Annotated in this window: 18 protein-coding genes, 1 tRNA gene and 1 pseudogene; 7 read left to right on the top strand and 13 right to left on the bottom strand. The window is 37.1% G+C overall.

Annotation, left to right across the window (positions count from 1 at the left end; translation table 11 throughout):
- Positions 1-107: 107 nt before the first annotated feature.
- A complete protein-coding gene (locus tag G0Q07_RS15665) occupies positions 108-281 on the bottom strand; it encodes a hypothetical protein (protein WP_163347913.1) in 174 nt (57 codons plus the stop codon).
- Positions 282-540: 259 nt separating this feature from the next.
- Between G0Q07_RS15665 and G0Q07_RS15660 the strand changes: the two genes are divergently transcribed.
- The 3 genes from G0Q07_RS15660 to G0Q07_RS21345 all read left to right on the top strand — a co-directional run bounded on the left by G0Q07_RS15660 (position 541) and on the right by G0Q07_RS21345 (position 1,613).
- Complete coding sequence (locus G0Q07_RS15660) at positions 541-732, top strand: CsbD family protein (protein ID WP_163347911.1); 192 nt, start codon at positions 541-543, stop codon at positions 730-732.
- A 61-nt stretch (positions 733-793) separates the two neighbouring features.
- Entirely contained in the window at positions 794-1,336 is a 543-nt protein-coding gene (locus tag G0Q07_RS15655) for a type 1 glutamine amidotransferase domain-containing protein (protein ID WP_163347909.1), read from the top strand.
- A 67-nt stretch (positions 1,337-1,403) separates the two neighbouring features.
- Positions 1,404-1,613: a DUF7218 family protein gene (locus G0Q07_RS21345; RefSeq protein WP_163348979.1), complete on the top strand. Its 210-nt coding sequence runs from the start codon at positions 1,404-1,406 to the stop codon at positions 1,611-1,613.
- A gap of 562 nt (positions 1,614-2,175) precedes the next feature.
- Here G0Q07_RS21345 and G0Q07_RS21340 read toward each other — a convergent pair.
- The 7 genes from G0Q07_RS21340 to G0Q07_RS15615 all read right to left on the bottom strand — a co-directional run bounded on the left by G0Q07_RS21340 (position 2,176) and on the right by G0Q07_RS15615 (position 7,601).
- Positions 2,176-2,358 (bottom strand): hypothetical protein, encoded by a 183-nt coding sequence (locus G0Q07_RS21340; RefSeq protein WP_394366526.1) that lies wholly within the window; start codon positions 2,356-2,358, stop codon positions 2,176-2,178.
- Positions 2,359-2,396: 38 nt separating this feature from the next.
- The gene (locus tag G0Q07_RS15640; protein ID WP_163347906.1) at positions 2,397-3,914 is read right to left on the bottom strand and encodes a C1 family peptidase; all 1,518 of its coding nucleotides are present in this window, start codon (positions 3,912-3,914) and stop codon (positions 2,397-2,399) included.
- A 17-nt stretch (positions 3,915-3,931) separates the two neighbouring features.
- Entirely contained in the window at positions 3,932-4,672 is a 741-nt protein-coding gene (locus tag G0Q07_RS15635; protein WP_163347904.1) for an FISUMP domain-containing protein, read from the bottom strand.
- 74 nt (positions 4,673-4,746) lie between these two features.
- Positions 4,747-5,127, bottom strand: coding sequence for a T9SS type A sorting domain-containing protein (locus tag G0Q07_RS15630; RefSeq protein ID WP_163347902.1), 381 nt, complete (start codon positions 5,125-5,127; stop codon positions 4,747-4,749).
- Positions 5,128-5,243: 116 nt separating this feature from the next.
- Positions 5,244-6,371, bottom strand: coding sequence for a trypsin-like serine peptidase (locus G0Q07_RS15625; RefSeq protein ID WP_163347892.1), 1,128 nt, complete (start codon positions 6,369-6,371; stop codon positions 5,244-5,246).
- Entirely contained in the window at positions 6,371-7,021 is a 651-nt protein-coding gene (locus tag G0Q07_RS15620) for a hypothetical protein (protein ID WP_163347890.1), read from the bottom strand. Before G0Q07_RS15620 ends, G0Q07_RS15625 begins: the two co-directional genes overlap by 1 nt.
- Before the next feature lie 7 nt (positions 7,022-7,028).
- The gene (locus tag G0Q07_RS15615; protein ID WP_163347888.1) at positions 7,029-7,601 is read right to left on the bottom strand and encodes a hypothetical protein; all 573 of its coding nucleotides are present in this window, start codon (positions 7,599-7,601) and stop codon (positions 7,029-7,031) included.
- A gap of 580 nt (positions 7,602-8,181) precedes the next feature.
- Here G0Q07_RS15615 and G0Q07_RS15610 point away from each other — a divergent pair.
- A complete protein-coding gene (locus G0Q07_RS15610; protein ID WP_163347886.1) occupies positions 8,182-8,526 on the top strand; it encodes a MobC family plasmid mobilization relaxosome protein in 345 nt (114 codons plus the stop codon).
- Positions 8,523-9,421: pseudogene (locus G0Q07_RS21335) on the top strand (relaxase/mobilization nuclease domain-containing protein). The gene G0Q07_RS15610 and the pseudogene G0Q07_RS21335 overlap by 4 nt, the downstream one beginning before the upstream one ends.
- 326 nt (positions 9,422-9,747) lie before the next feature.
- Here the strand turns inward: G0Q07_RS21335 and G0Q07_RS15600 are convergent.
- Both G0Q07_RS15600 and G0Q07_RS15595 read right to left on the bottom strand, forming a co-directional pair.
- A complete protein-coding gene (locus G0Q07_RS15600) occupies positions 9,748-11,028 on the bottom strand; it encodes a site-specific integrase (RefSeq protein WP_163347884.1) in 1,281 nt (426 codons plus the stop codon).
- Positions 11,029-11,321: 293 nt separating this feature from the next.
- A tRNA-Pro gene (locus tag G0Q07_RS15595) sits at positions 11,322-11,396 on the bottom strand.
- A gap of 174 nt (positions 11,397-11,570) precedes the next feature.
- Between G0Q07_RS15595 and trxB the strand changes: the two genes are divergently transcribed.
- The gene (gene trxB, locus G0Q07_RS15590) at positions 11,571-12,572 is read left to right on the top strand and encodes a thioredoxin-disulfide reductase (RefSeq protein WP_163347882.1); all 1,002 of its coding nucleotides are present in this window, start codon (positions 11,571-11,573) and stop codon (positions 12,570-12,572) included.
- 78 nt (positions 12,573-12,650) lie between these two features.
- Here the strand turns inward: trxB and trhA are convergent, their stop codons facing one another.
- Both trhA and G0Q07_RS15580 read right to left on the bottom strand, forming a co-directional pair.
- On the bottom strand, positions 12,651-13,301 hold the full coding sequence (trhA, locus tag G0Q07_RS15585) for a PAQR family membrane homeostasis protein TrhA (protein WP_163347879.1): 651 nt from the start codon (positions 13,299-13,301) through the stop codon (positions 12,651-12,653).
- A gap of 160 nt (positions 13,302-13,461) precedes the next feature.
- Positions 13,462-13,968, bottom strand: coding sequence for a VOC family protein (locus G0Q07_RS15580; RefSeq protein WP_163347877.1), 507 nt, complete (start codon positions 13,966-13,968; stop codon positions 13,462-13,464).
- A gap of 111 nt (positions 13,969-14,079) precedes the next feature.
- On the opposite strand from G0Q07_RS15580, the gene G0Q07_RS15575 reads away from it, so the two are divergent.
- Entirely contained in the window at positions 14,080-14,463 is a 384-nt protein-coding gene (locus G0Q07_RS15575) for a hypothetical protein (protein WP_163347874.1), read from the top strand.
- A 69-nt stretch (positions 14,464-14,532) separates the two neighbouring features.
- Here the strand turns inward: G0Q07_RS15575 and G0Q07_RS15570 are convergent, their stop codons facing one another.
- Complete coding sequence (locus tag G0Q07_RS15570; RefSeq protein WP_203532571.1) at positions 14,533-14,982, bottom strand: hypothetical protein; 450 nt, start codon at positions 14,980-14,982, stop codon at positions 14,533-14,535.
- Between the last annotated feature and the right edge of the window lie 60 nt (positions 14,983-15,042).

Here is a 15,042-nt window from a genome sequence, read left to right as displayed (position 1 = left end):
TTGAATTACAGATATAAATGAAATACACACGTCTGCTTTTTCATTTTTAGTGCCATTGTAATCGTTTAACCTTTCAATATATAAATTCACAAACTAGCGAATACCAGCTAACCAAAATTTGCATCCATACACTGAACGTCGCGTCTTTCCAAATGGTAACTTTTCCAGGTATAATTAATCCTATCCAATTCGTAGCCATGTAGCTGTTGCTGAATATCAAATCGATTCAATGAAAATCGCTTTTGAACCGCCAGGTTATAAACGAAATATAAACGTGGCATTTTGTGAATTTGCTCGACAACCTGAGGATTTTAATACACAATGAATACATCAGTCGATTTCCTAATGATACAAGTAAACTAATTGATAGCCAGTCGGGTAGGATGATCGATAGTAGTCGCAGGAATTTTGGCAGGATTTTGTCATTATCTCTTATAAAATCAGATATGCTGAAATAACAGGTTGTAATTTAGTGAATTGAACTGTTAAATTAGGTAATATGAATCTTAATGAATTTAAAAACATTTTAAATTAAAAATTATGAGTGCTACAACAGACAAAATTAAAGGAAATTGGAATTTAGTAAAAGGAAAATTGAAACAAGAGTACGGTGAACTTACCGATGATGATTTAAAACATGCAGAAGGACAAGAAGACGAACTTATCGGCCGCATTCAGAAAAAAACCGGAAAAACCAAAGAGGAGGTAAAAAACTTTATTGATAGTCTATAAAATACTGGGTAAGACAAAATATGTCTTACCCAATTATTTTAATAACTCAATAAAAAAAATTATGCAAGAATTAAAAGGCAAAAAGGTTGCAATTCTGGCTACCAATGGTTTCGAAGAGTCGGAATTGTTTGAACCTTTAATAGCTCTTAAAAACGAAGGCGTAGCAGTTGACATTATTTCAACTGAAAAAGAAAATATAAAGGCTTGGAATCATGGTGATTGGAGTAAAGAAATAGAAGTTGATTGCATCCTGGATGATGTGGATATTAACAACTACGGAATACTTATTTTACCGGGAGGAGTAATCAATCCTGACAAACTGCGAAGGGATAAAAAAGCTGTAAACTTTGTCCGTTCATTTTTTGATACTAATAAATCGGTAGCAGCCATTTGTCACGGACCGCAAATGCTGATTGAAGCAGAAGTCGTAAAAAACAGAACAATGACATCGTTTTTTTCGATAAAAAAAGATTTGCAAAATGCGGGTGCAAATTGGGTTGATGAAGCGGTTGTAGAGGATGGAAATTTAATTACCTCAAGAAACCCAGGAGACCTGGAAGCTTTTAATGCAAAGATTATTAGTAGAATTAAAGGAAGTGATTAGTTGCTTTTTCATTTAAAATCGTATGTGTAATGCCTGATAAAAACATGTCGCAACTAAAAACGAGAAACTGTATGAAGCTTTAATTGATAAAGGATACAGTAAACAAAAGGCTACCCGAATTGCAAATTCTGAGGACTCGGGGAAAAAGGGTGGAAAGAGTAGTAAATATGAGGAAAGAACAACAAAGGAACTTTACGACAAAGCAAAACAAATTGGTATTGATGGCCGGAGTAAAATGTCGAAGAAGGAACTTATTCAGGCGCTAAGAACAAGTTAAAATATCCGAAAAAATAAATTGCAAAAAAAATATTCTTTAGCCTTTTAATGCGTCAAACATTCTTTACGAAAAAATTAATGAATCATACGAAACGGTTTTCAGTAAAGGTGTAATTTTAAAATACGCTAGGTTTAGCGATTATAGCTGGAGCCTTTTTCAAATATAACGAAGAACTGATTCAAGATGATGCCCAATCTTGGATGGACATCGACCATTTTTTAGTGGCTTCTCTTGTTGCCAGTTATACGGATTTCATTATATGACTTGTTCTAAAAAGAAAGCCCGCAAATCATTTGATTTACAGGCTTTTGATGTTTTTTAGATTTTAAATCTGTCGGGATGACAAGATTTGAATGTCATTCCGGTTATGCCTCTGTATCAATGATTTATGAAATTCATATTTTTACAGGTCACCGTATAGGTCACTTAAAAGAACGTTTAATAATTCGATATGAAGTTATATTATTTCTTATTAAAAAGTGCATAAATTGCTATTAAATTAGATCTTACTGTAAAATAAGTGTAGTCTATTTTGATAATCTTTATGTTTTTTTTGTTTGCATTATTCCACTTTAATTTTCTTGTAATAGTTTTGTCCTTTATAGTTTAAAATAACATAGTAAAAACCTTCTTTCCAACTACTAGTTTTTATCTTAATTTTCTTTTCAATTTTTTCGGCCTTATATTTTTTAGAGAAACCTGAATCAAAGACTTCGAGTGTTGTTGAGGCATCCACCGTTGTCATATCGAATTCTTCGTCAAACTCAATAGTGAGTTCAGTTGTTACCGGATTTGGATAAGCAGAATAGTAAGAACAAGCTCCCCCTGGCTAAAGTTCTGGGTGATAACCTGATGACTGGTTCCACAACATGTAGTGGCGGTTACACTAACCGTTCCATATGGAGTGCTGTTAGTGTTAATCCGAATATAATTACTTGTTTGTTCATATTTTGTCCATCCGGAAGGGTAAGACCACTGGTAATTAGAAAGCGAGCAGTTGGAAGTATTGTTGCAGTAGATATAATAGCTTGAATTTGGACAAAGCAGCCAAATTCCACTTACGCGAATAGGATCAGGAGCATAAGAAGGAACAACATCTATATCAAGGTCGCTATCTGTCGGACCATTTATTGTGAAGTGTTTGGAATATTGTGCCGATCCGCATCCATCAGAAATTGTATAAGTAATAATACAATCATCTCCAGAATATTCAGATTTCGGAGAAATGGTTGCTGATGTGCCTGACCCACTGGTTGGTGAATTAAAAAAAGTTGGATTAGAAATACTCCAGCTTGAAGAAAAACCAGAAGGGAGATCATTTAAGTTAAAAGTACCTCCTGAAGTACAAACTAAGTCGGGACCTGAAACGGAGGGGGCAACAACTTCTTCATAGTTTGAGTCTAAATATATTTTTGTGTTATCAAAATCATCAAAATCCATTTTGCATGGCCCAGACCAGGTGCTCGGAGGATCGCCAACTCCCCAATATCCAAACCCATCACCATCTCTATCCGTTGCAACGCGAGAGGAAAATACGGAGTTGCAGCCAGTTCCCGTACATGAAATAGTACTACCGTCGTTTTTGTATTTTGCTCTATAAAACTGACTACCGTACGTTGAACTAAAAACATTAAAACTTTTATAGTCAATGTATTCATCTCCCGGCCAGCTGTCTTTTATATGCCATTGTCCTGAACTGTTCCAACCTATTATTAAAAAGGAGTGGTTTGTTGTACCACCGCCGGAATGTAATACTCCACCTATACTTTGTGCACTTACTACAATGGGACCATAATCGATGATTGCACGCTTTAGTTGTTGGTTTGAACTTAGGCTAAGTTGCTCGTATCCCGGGATCTGAATAATTTGGTCAGGGCTTGCACACTGCGAACATGGCTGAGTATAGTAGGGGCTTGAAGATGGATATGGTAAACATGCATCGTCAATAATTCCATTTATTACACAGTAATCCAAAGTATTTTCGGCAGTTGCTGCACCTTCGCTGGCCCCATATCCTGTAAAGTTCCCATAAGCCGAACACAAAGAATATAATTCAGCTTCAGAAAGGTTTGTCCCATTACTATTGCTACTAAAAGGTTTGTGGAAGTAAATATGGCTCAATGCCTCTATTGCCGCTATTGATGCAAAAATACCACATGGCCCTTGTTCTCCCTGGTCTTTGGCAGGGGAAATATAATTGTAACATTCTTCAGGGTCATTGCTAAACCATGAAAATGAAGACGGCTGACTAAATGAATTTAAGGCAAATATTAGTAATAGAAAAGTTGTAAAAGATTTCATAAGAATAAGTTTTTAGGTTAGTTTTTTATACATCTAATTGACAATGCAACATTTTTTTCAATTTTTTTGCGGGTAACAATTCCTCCATAAGAATGTAGCAATCTGCATAATATATAATAATCATCTTCATTACTTGAAGTCCAGAAATAGGCTGTACCTCCAATAGATGAAAAAGAATTTTCTACATTTAAATAACCACCAGGTAACGCAGAGAAGCCGCTTTCATTAATTGCTCCCTCATTTGGTTCTTTCCAGTGGGTATATCCAATTTCTTTTAGATTTCCTCCAACATTAGCCTCTTGTCCTCTGATAATCCCTGAGCGGTCGAGTTGGTCTTCGGGCATACCCAGGAAGCTTTCCATTTCCATCCATTCTTCATCAGAGGGGAGGTGCCAACCTTCGGGACAAACTTCTTGGGCGATTTCCCAATTGTACAAACATCCATAAGTTTGATAATTGGTTCCAAAGGAACCTTCTCCATAATAATCATATACCCAAATACCACATTGCGAGTCGGGAGCACAAACGTAAGGGATATAGGCAAGGTTTTCGGCCATCCATATTTGTTCACCAATTTTAACCCATTGGTATATATTGCCATCGCGCTTGTCGGTAAATGTGCCTGAGTCAGCATCAAAGGGATCTTCGCTACAGGATTGCAACACTGCACAGAAAAAAAGAAGAAAATAAGTAAACAGCTTAAATAAAGGTCTACTTTTCGAGAATAATGATTTTTTCAAAATAATTAAATTGTTCATAGTTAGGTTTTATTATGATTGCCCGATTTGAAACCGGGCAATCAAATTTTTATAATACTACTTGGCTGTGAAATCTATTTTTTAACCACTAATTTCCCGGTTAAAATTTCATCTTTATACTTTACACGAACCATATAAACACCTTCTTTCCAGCTAGCAGTTTGTATGGTGGTACTTTTACCCTTAAGTTTTTGCTTTTTAAGCTTCAGGCTTTGTAAATTATCATACACTTCAAGAATCCATTCTGCGTCTTGGTCAAAAGTTGTTTCTATTGATGCTGATTTTAGCAGCTCACCGTCTTCTGTTGTATTTTCAATTGTCACAACAGCCTCATATGTGGTAGGATTAGGCGAAATGATTAAAGAGTAAGAAGTACCACAATAACCGCCACCAAAATAATCAATGATGATCTTATCATTATCTGAGCAGCAAGTGTTAGCGTATACTTCTACCATACCTCCATATGTTGAGCCGGAATAAACAGAAATCATATTTTGATAAGTATAGTTTTGTGTCCACCCGGATGGTATTGACCACGTATAATTACTGGTAGCACATCCTCCACTATTATTTACATAAATATGATAATGAGTATTGGGCACATGTAAGTTACAGGCGAACCATCAGCCGTGTATAATGAAAGTGAAATCTCTGAAGCCGCCGGACCACCAACATAAAACTCCATTCGCTCCATAGTTACTGTTCCCCATCCGGTATGATATACTGCTTCTATCCACCCGGGGCCATCTATGCCAGGAATTACTTGTACCGGATTAGCCGTAGTACTGGAAAGGCTTACATTACTACTTTTATTCCAATGATCAAAATAATAGCCTGGGGCAAAATTGGTTACGGATAATGTTGTAGAAGAACATAACAAATCAATGCCTATTGAGTATTCTGGTATTGGCTGACGAACTGAATTTAGAGTTGTTGCCCCCGACCCTATCGGGTCTAACCAATCACTTAAGCGGGTTCCAATTATATTGCCGCCGATCCAGGAACGATGAAGACAACCATGCCAATACTGTTTTGGACCATCACAATTTATATATCCCCCTAAAAGCTGCCCAACAACACGTTTATTTTGATCAAAAATTGGAGAACCCGAAGAACCTTTTTCTAAAAGACCAATATCAAGTTGACTATACCAGAAATTTCGGCCTGTGACAGTACTCCAACGATCAGTTTCTATTTTACTATCGGAATCATACGCATATTTCATAATATCTCCTTTTGGATGATGAAGAAAATACCCCTTTGTCGGAGTATTTCCACTTCGATCCCAACCTAACCAAACTTTTTCCCCAACCGAAGGTACATCCCTGAGAATATTGTCCTGCAGTTCAACCAAGACAAAATCTGTTGAATCCCAACCCGCTCTATAATACGTATCATCGAAAGTATAAATATTCCCAATTGTACTACCGGCACATTCTGCATGTTTAAATCCAAACCGTACTAACCATTCTTCTGCTTCATCAATTTCATACGCCTCAAGTACGCCATTATTTTCATCAGGATCGTAAGAATAAGGAGGGTTGTGATCTAAACTGGGATTCCCTATATCTATACAATGAAAGGCTGTTAAAACATATGGTTTAAAATCTTGAGCTGTATTATTAATCAATGACCCAGAACACCATTCATACCCCGTAGAAAGAAGAATCTGGACTATCCCATCAATAGCATCTCCCATTACTGCTCGATAGCATTCAGCATCTCTTGCAGGGCCGTTGCATAATGAAGATTGATCAGAGTCGCCATATCCCAATGTCTCAAAAATATTTTATAACCATGTATAATGTTTTGAATTGTCAATTGTGGTTTATCTTTAGCTTTATTGGGAATAGAGATCTGAATAATAACTGATTCTCCTTGAATTATATCAGTCATATAAGTTTTACCATGCTGATTTTGTTTTTCTGTTACCGGCCCGTAAACCATCGAACCATCTTCGTTATAAATATATAATTCTCCATCCTGGGGCAGATAGAGTTCAGAAAAAATAAAATTCAGCGAATACGCGTTATCGGATGTAATTCTCAAACTCCATACTTCTGTTGAATCTGTCTTTTGCCATTTCCCGTCTTTCAGGGTAAGGTTAACATCAAACGATTTTCCAAAACGAAAAGGTATATCCAGATCCTTAGTCGCTTCATCTTCTTCCAGAAGGGCAGCAACATCAAACAGGGGCATCTTTTTTTCGGGTGAATTTTGTTTGGTGTTTTTAAATTTGGGATGTTCTTCAAAGGCTTTTCCTTTTTCGTAGAATTTAGTTGATACCTGGGCGAATAAACTGTTTACCCCCCATAATATTATTAACATAACAAGTATTAGCTTTTTCATAGTTGGTTTATTTTATTTCGAAGTTTATTTTAAAAGAGATATCATTCGTTTTAATACTTTCAAAATCAAACTTATGAGAAAACATTGAGTAATATTCACCAGCTTTTAATGATTCCGTTTGTGCTTTTACAAATTCTGTAGTTCCGAAAGCCCACTCATCGTCTTCTGGTATCCATTTAATATTTAGGCCAGTAATTTCTCCTGTCCCTATTGGAGTGGGCATTCTTAAAAGATCATAAGTAGGTTTTTCAAAAGGGCCTCCATAGTTTTTAAGCTCATCATGTACTTCAAAAAATCCATCTGCATTTGTAACAGTTGTATCAAAAAAGATATCTTTTTTAGTATTATTTTTAATAGAAAACTGAAAAGTAAAATTTTCTCCTTCGTTAAAAACAGTAGCAGGTTCGCCTGCCTCGTTTAACAGGCAAAATTTAAATTCGATGCCATTTACTTCTTTTTGTATAACGGCATTTTCGTCACCTCTTTGTATTTCAAACAGGTCTTCATCGTTTTGGCAGCTTGCTCCAATAAACAAAAGGAACAAGAATAAAGTGCTTAGTTTTAAAATTGTTGGTTTCATAGTTTTTAAATTTTAGTAGTGAGTAAAAAGTACAGGGTACTTAAATCGGTCCTTTAAGATTAAGAACCAGAAAAAAGCGCATTAATAAGGTCGGTTTCTGTTGCTCGATGCAACATGGATTTGAATAAGGCTGCCTGATTACAGTCCCGAATTAGTTTGGTTTTTGAGTTTTATTAGCAGTTTTTCATGGTTAGTCTTTATATGTTTATGAGTTTTAGATGTTTAAAATTAGAAAAAGGTTGCGTTAATGTAAATTAAGAACCTATGTTTGTTAACATATTGTAGGATGATTTCTGTCAGCTTGCAAAATGCGTTTAACAATCCCGTTAGGATATACTTTTGTGGTGTATAATTCTCTAATTTATGCATAGTTCATAAACCTGTGCTTAGTTTAATGTTGGGAATTTTAAATCATTTTATTTGGTTGATATTGAGCTTGTTTACTGTTTTCTTTTTCCATTCTGTTATCTAACTTTATTTCCATAAAAAGACCCTTTCGAGGTAGGATAGCAAGTTTATGTTTTGGTAAGACCAAAACCCATGTTTAGCATCCCGTTGGTCTAAAAAATGGTAATAAAATATGGTGCGATTTAACAAAGGCGGACGTCCACGAAAATTGGATGGTGAGAAGATGAAATATAAGGTAACGGTAAAAATGTCGACCGTAGAATATTACTGCCTAATTGGCAAATCAAAAGAAGCCGGGATTACACAAAGTGAGTTTGTTAGGCAGTCAATAATGAATACAACAGTTGTTCAACGCTTGACACCCGAACTGATTTCAGAAATTAGAAAACTTTCAGGAATGGCCAATAACCTGAATCAGATTGCACGTAAAGCCAATGCCCTGGGTTACGATCATATTCGTAGCAAATACCTGTTTCTTGCTACTAAGATTGACCGAATCATAAACAAAATGCTATGATCGCCAAGATTACAACAGGTGGAGACTTTGCCGGAGCATTAAATTATATCCTTGATCCCAAAAAAGCGGCTGAGCTGTTAATAGGAGAGGGCGTACGTATGAAAAATACCAATTCGATTACAAAAAGTTTTGTTGCTCAAACAGAACTCAATTCGAGGGTAAGCAAGCCAGTAGGTCATATTTCATTGGATTTCTCCGTTCAGGATAAAGCAAAGTTGAATAATGGGTTCCTATTAAAAATTGCAGATGATTACCTAAACAAAATGGGAGTCATAAAAACACAGTTTATAATAGCCCGCATTACGATAAGGAGCATCCCCATATTCACATTGTGTATAACAGGGTAAACAACCATGGGAAAACGATATCCAATAAAAATGATCGTTATCGCAGTGAAAAGATCTGTAAAGAGCTTACACGAAAGAATGACTTGTATTTTGCCAAGGGAAAAGAAAATGTAAACGTTCACCGATTAAAAGAACCGGACAAAACAAAATATGAGATTTATAACTGCCTGAAAGAGCTTGTGCCCAAATGTAAAGATATGGACGAACTGGAAGCTAAACTGAACAGAGTAGGGATTACAGTAAACTACAAATGCAGGGGGAATACGAATGTTGTTCAGGGGATTTCGTTTACCAAAAACGATTTAAAATTTAACGGTTCCAAAATTGACTGGCAATTCAGCTATTCAAAAATTAAGTATAGGCTGGATGAGAATAAGAGGCAGGAATATTTTGCAGTTATTGATAATCCATCACTGGACCAGGCTTTCTATCAGTTGATAAAAGAAGGTCTGCTTCAGGCAGAGAAGGACGAAGAAAGACAACGAAAGAGGGAGTCATATCAACGCATAAAGCCCATGAAGAAAAAGAACAGAGGGTACCGGATGTAGGTCATAAGGTTTTCCCAAATCTTCAACAAATTGATTTCAATTCAGTCAACCGTCAAAAGCTTACGGCATAAACGCAGCCAGCAAATTGACAAGAGTTTTGAAATTGTTTGTATTCTTTGCTGCCAAGACACCTTTCTCATACTTCGAAAGGAGACTTGACATCAAAGTATTGGAAAAACACTTGCCAATTTACTGTCCTCCAGCGCAATCTTTCAGTCCATTTATTCCGCCTTCTTTTGCCTAATGCCTGAATTGGAAAGAGCCGGTGTTTACGATTTGGGATTAAGGACAGCTTTGGAAAATTGATACAGATGTTAAATGATTAATTAAGATAGTTGCTTTACCTTGCCTTTTTCTAATTCAGTTGAACTTTCTTTTTTGCTTTTGTTTCCAAGCTTTTCCTGAAGTGCTTCCATGTCTGTAGCTATCTTCTTTTCAACCACTTTGGCATAAATCTGGGTTGTTTTTAGGTTGGTATGCCCAAGCATTTTACTAACCGACTCAATGGGAACACCATTGGTAAGCGTTACCGTGGTTGCAAAAGTATGACGGGCAATATGAAAAGTCAGATTTTTATCTATCTCACACAAATCAGCAATTTCTTTTAGATAACTGTTTAGTTTCTGGTTGGAGATATTAGGGAAAACAGTGCCTTTGTTTTCCGAGCGTGGATGATCCTTGTATTGGTCAATAAGTAATTGGGCCTGTTTCAAAATCGGAATGCGGACCGGAGTGGAAGTCTTTTCTCGTTGTGTTATAATCCATGACATACCATTAATTCCTTTTCTGATGTTATTGGGAGCCAGGTTTGCCACATCGATATAAGATAATCCGGTGTAACAGGCAAACACAAAAAGATCACGAACATAGTTAAGCCGTTCCATCTTGAATTTTTTCTTTTCAATGGCAGCTAATTCTGTTTCTGTTAAAAATTCACGTTCAACTTTTTTGAAATGTAGCTTGTAAGCTGCAAAAGGATCTTTATCCAGCCATTCCATACGAACGGCCATGGATACCATTTTACGAAGTCGTTCCAGGTGTTTCATAACCGCATTATTACCCATTGGCCGTTGATGATCGGTTGGTTTGTGTTTTCTGAGGTAAAACTCAAAATCAGTGATAAATCGGTAGTTTAGTTCGGATAATAAAATATCCTCCCTGTTCATCTTTTTTTGCAGGAACAATTCAATATATTTTGCAGTAGTGTGATAGTTTTTGAGCGTTCCCCATTTTAGGTTCAAATCCATGCTGTCGTTGTGATATTCGATCAGTTCCTTAAGCGTTTTCCCTGTTTCTTCAATACCATAAAATTTGTCTCTGATAGCGTCAGGAGTAATTAGTGCCTTCTCTACTACAAGTTCCTGGTAGTAACCGGTTAGTTGGGAGCGGATCTGTTCAAGATAGGAGTTAAGCCGTGCAATTTCAGGAGACTTTCCTTTTGCCATACCTTGCCCTTTGTTCCAGTTGGTAACAGGTATTCGCTTTTTTACAGAGATTTCACAGCGGTTACAATCAACCGTAATACGTGCATAAATTGGAGCAGTTCCATTCCTGGTTTTGGCTCTTTTTAGCACAAAATGAATTCCGAAAGTACTTTTTGTTTTCATGTCAAATCATTTAATTTGGTTCAGGTTCCCCAAAAGGTCACCTTTTACTGCTGTTTTTTTGCTCCAAAGTGAACCAAACCGCACCATTTTGAATGAGAAAAAACCTCTGTAACTATCATTCTTATAGTTTGTTATGAGCTGCGCGGTGACCTCTAAGGTATGAAAAATTAGAGGTCACCGGATCGGACCCATTTACAATGGTTTTTTATGGTGTTTTTTGACCGTATAAAAAAAAGAAAGCCTGCAAATCATTTGATTTACAGGCTTTTGATGTTTTTTAGATTTTAAATCTGTCGGGATGACAAGATTTGAACTTGCGACCCCTGGTCCCCCAGACCAGTACGCTAACCGGACTGCGCCACATCCCGATTCTGGATTGCAAAAATAGCTTTAGAAATTATTATTACAAAACTTTTTCTTTCTTTAATCTACTATTTTCAAGGGAATATAGAATTCCGTTATATTGCTTCATTAATATCGATTGAATTTATGTCAATCAATAAAGTATGTTTTGTATTTTTGTGCAACTAAAAATTTAAATGATGTTTAAACCACTTGATATTAACGAGAACGACGAGAATAGAAAGGTTGAGCCTACCGACGCAGAAAAGGTAAAATGCTTGATTGTGGGATCAGGTCCTGCAGGGTACACCGCTGCAATTTATGCCGCGCGTGCCAACCTTAGTCCTGTTATGTACGAAGGACTTCAGCCAGGAGGCCAGTTAACAACAACTACCGAGGTGGAGAACTATCCGGGTTACCCGGAAGGTGTTACCGGACCGGTTATGATGGAAGACCTGAAAAAGCAGGCACAACGTTTTGGAACCGATGTTCGTTGGGGAATGGCGACTAAAGCTGATTTCTCGGGCGAAATTCATAAAGTTTGGATCGATGATTCAAAAGTAATTGAAGCAGAAACGGTAATTATTGCAACCGGCGCAACAGCAAAATACCTGGGACTTGAAGATGAAACAAAGTATGCCGGAGGTGGTGTTTCTGCCTGTGCAACCTGCGATGGATTTTTCTACAAAGGTAAAGATGTAGCCGTTGTTGGTGGTGGCGATACGGCTGCCGAAGAAGCTATGTATTTAGCCGGATTGTGTAACAAAGTGTACCTGATTGTTCGTCGTGATGTGCTACGTGCATCGAGAGTGATGGCAGAGCGCGTGAAAAAAACACCTAATGTTGAAATTCTTTGGAAACATCAGACAAAAGGATTGATTGGTGACAATGGTGTTGTTGAAGGTGCTACATTGGTTAAAAATCTTGGTGAGGCTGGAGAAGAAGAAGTTAAAATTAATATTGATGGATTCTTTTTAGCAATCGGTCATAAACCCAACTCCGATATTTTTGCAGAATATTTAGATACTGACGATGTGGGTTATATTTTAACTACCCCGGGAACAGCAAAAACAAAAGTTGGGGGAGTATTCGCTTGTGGCGATGTGCAGGATTCGCAATACCGTCAGGCAGTAACTGCCGCCGGATCGGGTTGTATGGCAGCCATGGATGCCGAGCGTTACCTTTCTGAAAAGCATTCTTAAAAGAAGGTAAAACAAAATACCAAAAAAGCAGGATTGTTTTAATCCTGCTTTTTTTATGTGCAATTTGTCTATTGTTAATTACAAACTGTAAAATACAGAAAAGAAATGCATGATGCTACCTGCCAGTACAAACAGGTGCCAAATGCCGTGACTGTATTTCAAATTTCGCCAGGCGTAAAAAATAACTCCTATTGAATAACATGCTCCGCCAATAAATAAAAAAGCAATACTCGATGATGGCAGGTTTTTAACAATTGGCCCTATCGCCATTAAAAACATCCAACCCATTGCAAGGTAAATGCCAACCATTAATTTTCGGAACCGGGTTAAATAAATCGAGCGAATTACCATTCCTACTATTGCAAGTCCCCAGATTATCCCAAAAAGTGTCCACCCCAAAGCCCCACGAATAGTGGTGAGAACAAAGGGTGTATAGGTGCCTGCAATTAATAAAAAAATAGCCGCATGATCGAAGCGGACAAACAGGTTTTTAAGATTTTCGCGCGTGAAACTATGATAAAGCGTTGATGATAAATAGAGCAAAACCAAACTGCTCCCAAAAATACTGAAACTAACCACATGCCATGCGTTGCCTTTTACCGCAGCAAATACTACTAGAATTACAAGAGCTGCAATGCTAAGCAGTGTTCCAATTCCGTGAGTGATACTATTAAAAATCTCTTCGCCAAGTGTTAACGTTCTGTATCCCGCTTCGACTTTTTTACTCATAAAAGTTGATTTTCGAATATAAATTAATTCTGTTCGAAATTAGTCAAAAAATATTTGTTTTGAACAGAATAAATCTATTCCAAATAATTTAAGCCATTAACGTTTTATTATAGAGTCTGTTATTGGAGCAGTTTTGGCCATATTTAGAATTCAGAAGAGCTTATTTTGGCCCAATCAATTCAATAAAAGTTCCATCGGGATCCTGGAGGAGAATAAAATACCTGTTGTCGCCAAGCATTGATGGTTTGCCACTTAACACTTTAATTCCATGTTTGTCTGCACGATCTATAACAGGCTGCAGATGATGCACCATTAGGGTAATGTACTGCATGCCAGTATCGTCGCTCATAAACTGTTGTTTTGGATGTTTAGCTTTTGTCCCCAAACTCATCAGTTTCCATTCGCTGGCTTCTTCGGTGTCTTCCAGTTTAAGGATGGTAACATCCAGGTCGTAACTGTCGGTTAATCCCAGTTCTGTACATTGTTCTTTCGAAACTGAAAACTCCCCGGTTTTGACCATACCAATAACATTGGTGTAAAAATCTATTGATTTTTCGAGGTCTTCAACAACAACACCAACACCAATTGCTGATTTGCTGAAATTACTTTGTGCCATGGAGAATAGAGCAAAAAGAACGAGGGTAAGTGAAAACAGACTTTTTTTCATTGTTTTAGATTTAATTGATTTTAGTACCCGTAAATTTAATAGAATTAAAGGAAAGGCAATAAATGATTTGGGAAGAAATAAAGTTCATCTATCTTTATAAAAAGAACAAAAATGAAACTACCTGTTGTAAATAATACAAACCTGGAGACCCTGATGGATAAAGCTGACATTGTTCAGCAAACGGCCGAGCAAATCATGAAAGATTTTGGAATGTTTGGAGTAGAGATCACATTTTCGGGCGATATTGACAATGCTTACCAGGAGCTGCATCGGCAATTAATAGACCAGATTACGGGCTTGGTGGAGACCAACTACGACTTGTTGTTGTCGGTACTATACCAGGTCGACATCACTAATCGCGAGATCGTTCAGGCCGAACATGATCTTCCGCATTATTCCAATATTGAAATCATTGCACATCAGGTTATAGCCCGCGATTTAAAAAAGGTACTGCTACGAAGGTATTTTAAAATGAAGGACAAGCAGGGGGAATAGAAAAAGGTATCGACAAAGCATAAAAAAAAGCGCCTCACAACGCTTTCCTATTTCATTAATTTTTTGTTTTTAATAGTTAAAAATGTATCTGATGTTAATCCCAAATCCTTTGCCGTGAAAATCTGTATTTTCAATTATGCTTATGGCTGGCCGCCAATCGGCACCCAACGCAATGGGGATCGCATTAAAACGATACTCCAAACCTATTTCACCAACAGCTCCTAACCAAAACGGGTCATCAATCCATACATAAGGTCCAACTCCAACATACCAGTTGAAAGCTTCGCCGGCAAGAGGTCGGTACAGAAAATCCCATATAAGGTCAATTCCAACACCATCGCCAAAGGATACATCGGCATGTACACGACTGAAATTTCCGGTACTAAAAACACCGTCGATCGCAACATTGCCACCAGATATATCTCCAAAACGAACACCTAGCTCCTGCGCATTGGTAGTAACAATACTACTTACAACTATTGCTAAAATCGCTATAACTTTAACCATCGTTTTTTTCATAGTCTTTAATTTAATTCTTGTGTCTTTGAATTTTCGAAAAATAAGTTACTGATAAATTAT

It is taken from the genome of Draconibacterium halophilum (assembly GCF_010448835.1).
Lineage (GTDB): Bacteria > Bacteroidota > Bacteroidia > Bacteroidales > Prolixibacteraceae > Draconibacterium > Draconibacterium halophilum.
Note: the sequence above shows the minus strand (reverse complement) of the source record. Positions and strands in the feature narration are given on the sequence as shown.

Excerpts from the sequence above, each read along its gene's own strand:
- G0Q07_RS15665 (WP_163347913.1), bottom strand. The coding sequence starts at position 281 with ATGCCACGTTTATATTTCGTTTATAACCTGGCGGTTCAAAAGCGATTT.
- G0Q07_RS15660 (WP_163347911.1), top strand. The coding sequence starts at position 541 with ATGAGTGCTACAACAGACAAAATTAAAGGAAATTGGAATTTAGTAAAA.
- G0Q07_RS15655 (WP_163347909.1), top strand. The coding sequence starts at position 794 with ATGCAAGAATTAAAAGGCAAAAAGGTTGCAATTCTGGCTACCAATGGT.
- G0Q07_RS21340 (WP_394366526.1), bottom strand. The coding sequence starts at position 2,358 with ATGACAACGGTGGATGCCTCAACAACACTCGAAGTCTTTGATTCAGGT.
- G0Q07_RS15640 (WP_163347906.1), bottom strand. The coding sequence starts at position 3,914 with ATGAAATCTTTTACAACTTTTCTATTACTAATATTTGCCTTAAATTCA.
- G0Q07_RS15635 (WP_163347904.1), bottom strand. The coding sequence starts at position 4,672 with ATGAACAATTTAATTATTTTGAAAAAATCATTATTCTCGAAAAGTAGA.
- G0Q07_RS15630 (WP_163347902.1), bottom strand. The coding sequence starts at position 5,127 with ATGGTAGAAGTATACGCTAACACTTGCTGCTCAGATAATGATAAGATC.
- G0Q07_RS15625 (WP_163347892.1), bottom strand. The coding sequence starts at position 6,371 with ATGGGAGATGCTATTGATGGGATAGTCCAGATTCTTCTTTCTACGGGG.
- G0Q07_RS15620 (WP_163347890.1), bottom strand. The coding sequence starts at position 7,021 with ATGAAAAAGCTAATACTTGTTATGTTAATAATATTATGGGGGGTAAAC.
- G0Q07_RS15615 (WP_163347888.1), bottom strand. The coding sequence starts at position 7,601 with ATGAAACCAACAATTTTAAAACTAAGCACTTTATTCTTGTTCCTTTTG.
- G0Q07_RS15610 (WP_163347886.1), top strand. The coding sequence starts at position 8,182 with ATGGTGCGATTTAACAAAGGCGGACGTCCACGAAAATTGGATGGTGAG.
- G0Q07_RS15600 (WP_163347884.1), bottom strand. The coding sequence starts at position 11,028 with ATGAAAACAAAAAGTACTTTCGGAATTCATTTTGTGCTAAAAAGAGCC.
- trxB (WP_163347882.1), top strand. The coding sequence starts at position 11,571 with ATGTTTAAACCACTTGATATTAACGAGAACGACGAGAATAGAAAGGTT.
- trhA (WP_163347879.1), bottom strand. The coding sequence starts at position 13,301 with ATGAGTAAAAAAGTCGAAGCGGGATACAGAACGTTAACACTTGGCGAA.
- G0Q07_RS15580 (WP_163347877.1), bottom strand. The coding sequence starts at position 13,968 with ATGAAAAAAAGTCTGTTTTCACTTACCCTCGTTCTTTTTGCTCTATTC.
- G0Q07_RS15575 (WP_163347874.1), top strand. The coding sequence starts at position 14,080 with ATGAAACTACCTGTTGTAAATAATACAAACCTGGAGACCCTGATGGAT.
- G0Q07_RS15570 (WP_203532571.1), bottom strand. The coding sequence starts at position 14,982 with ATGAAAAAAACGATGGTTAAAGTTATAGCGATTTTAGCAATAGTTGTA.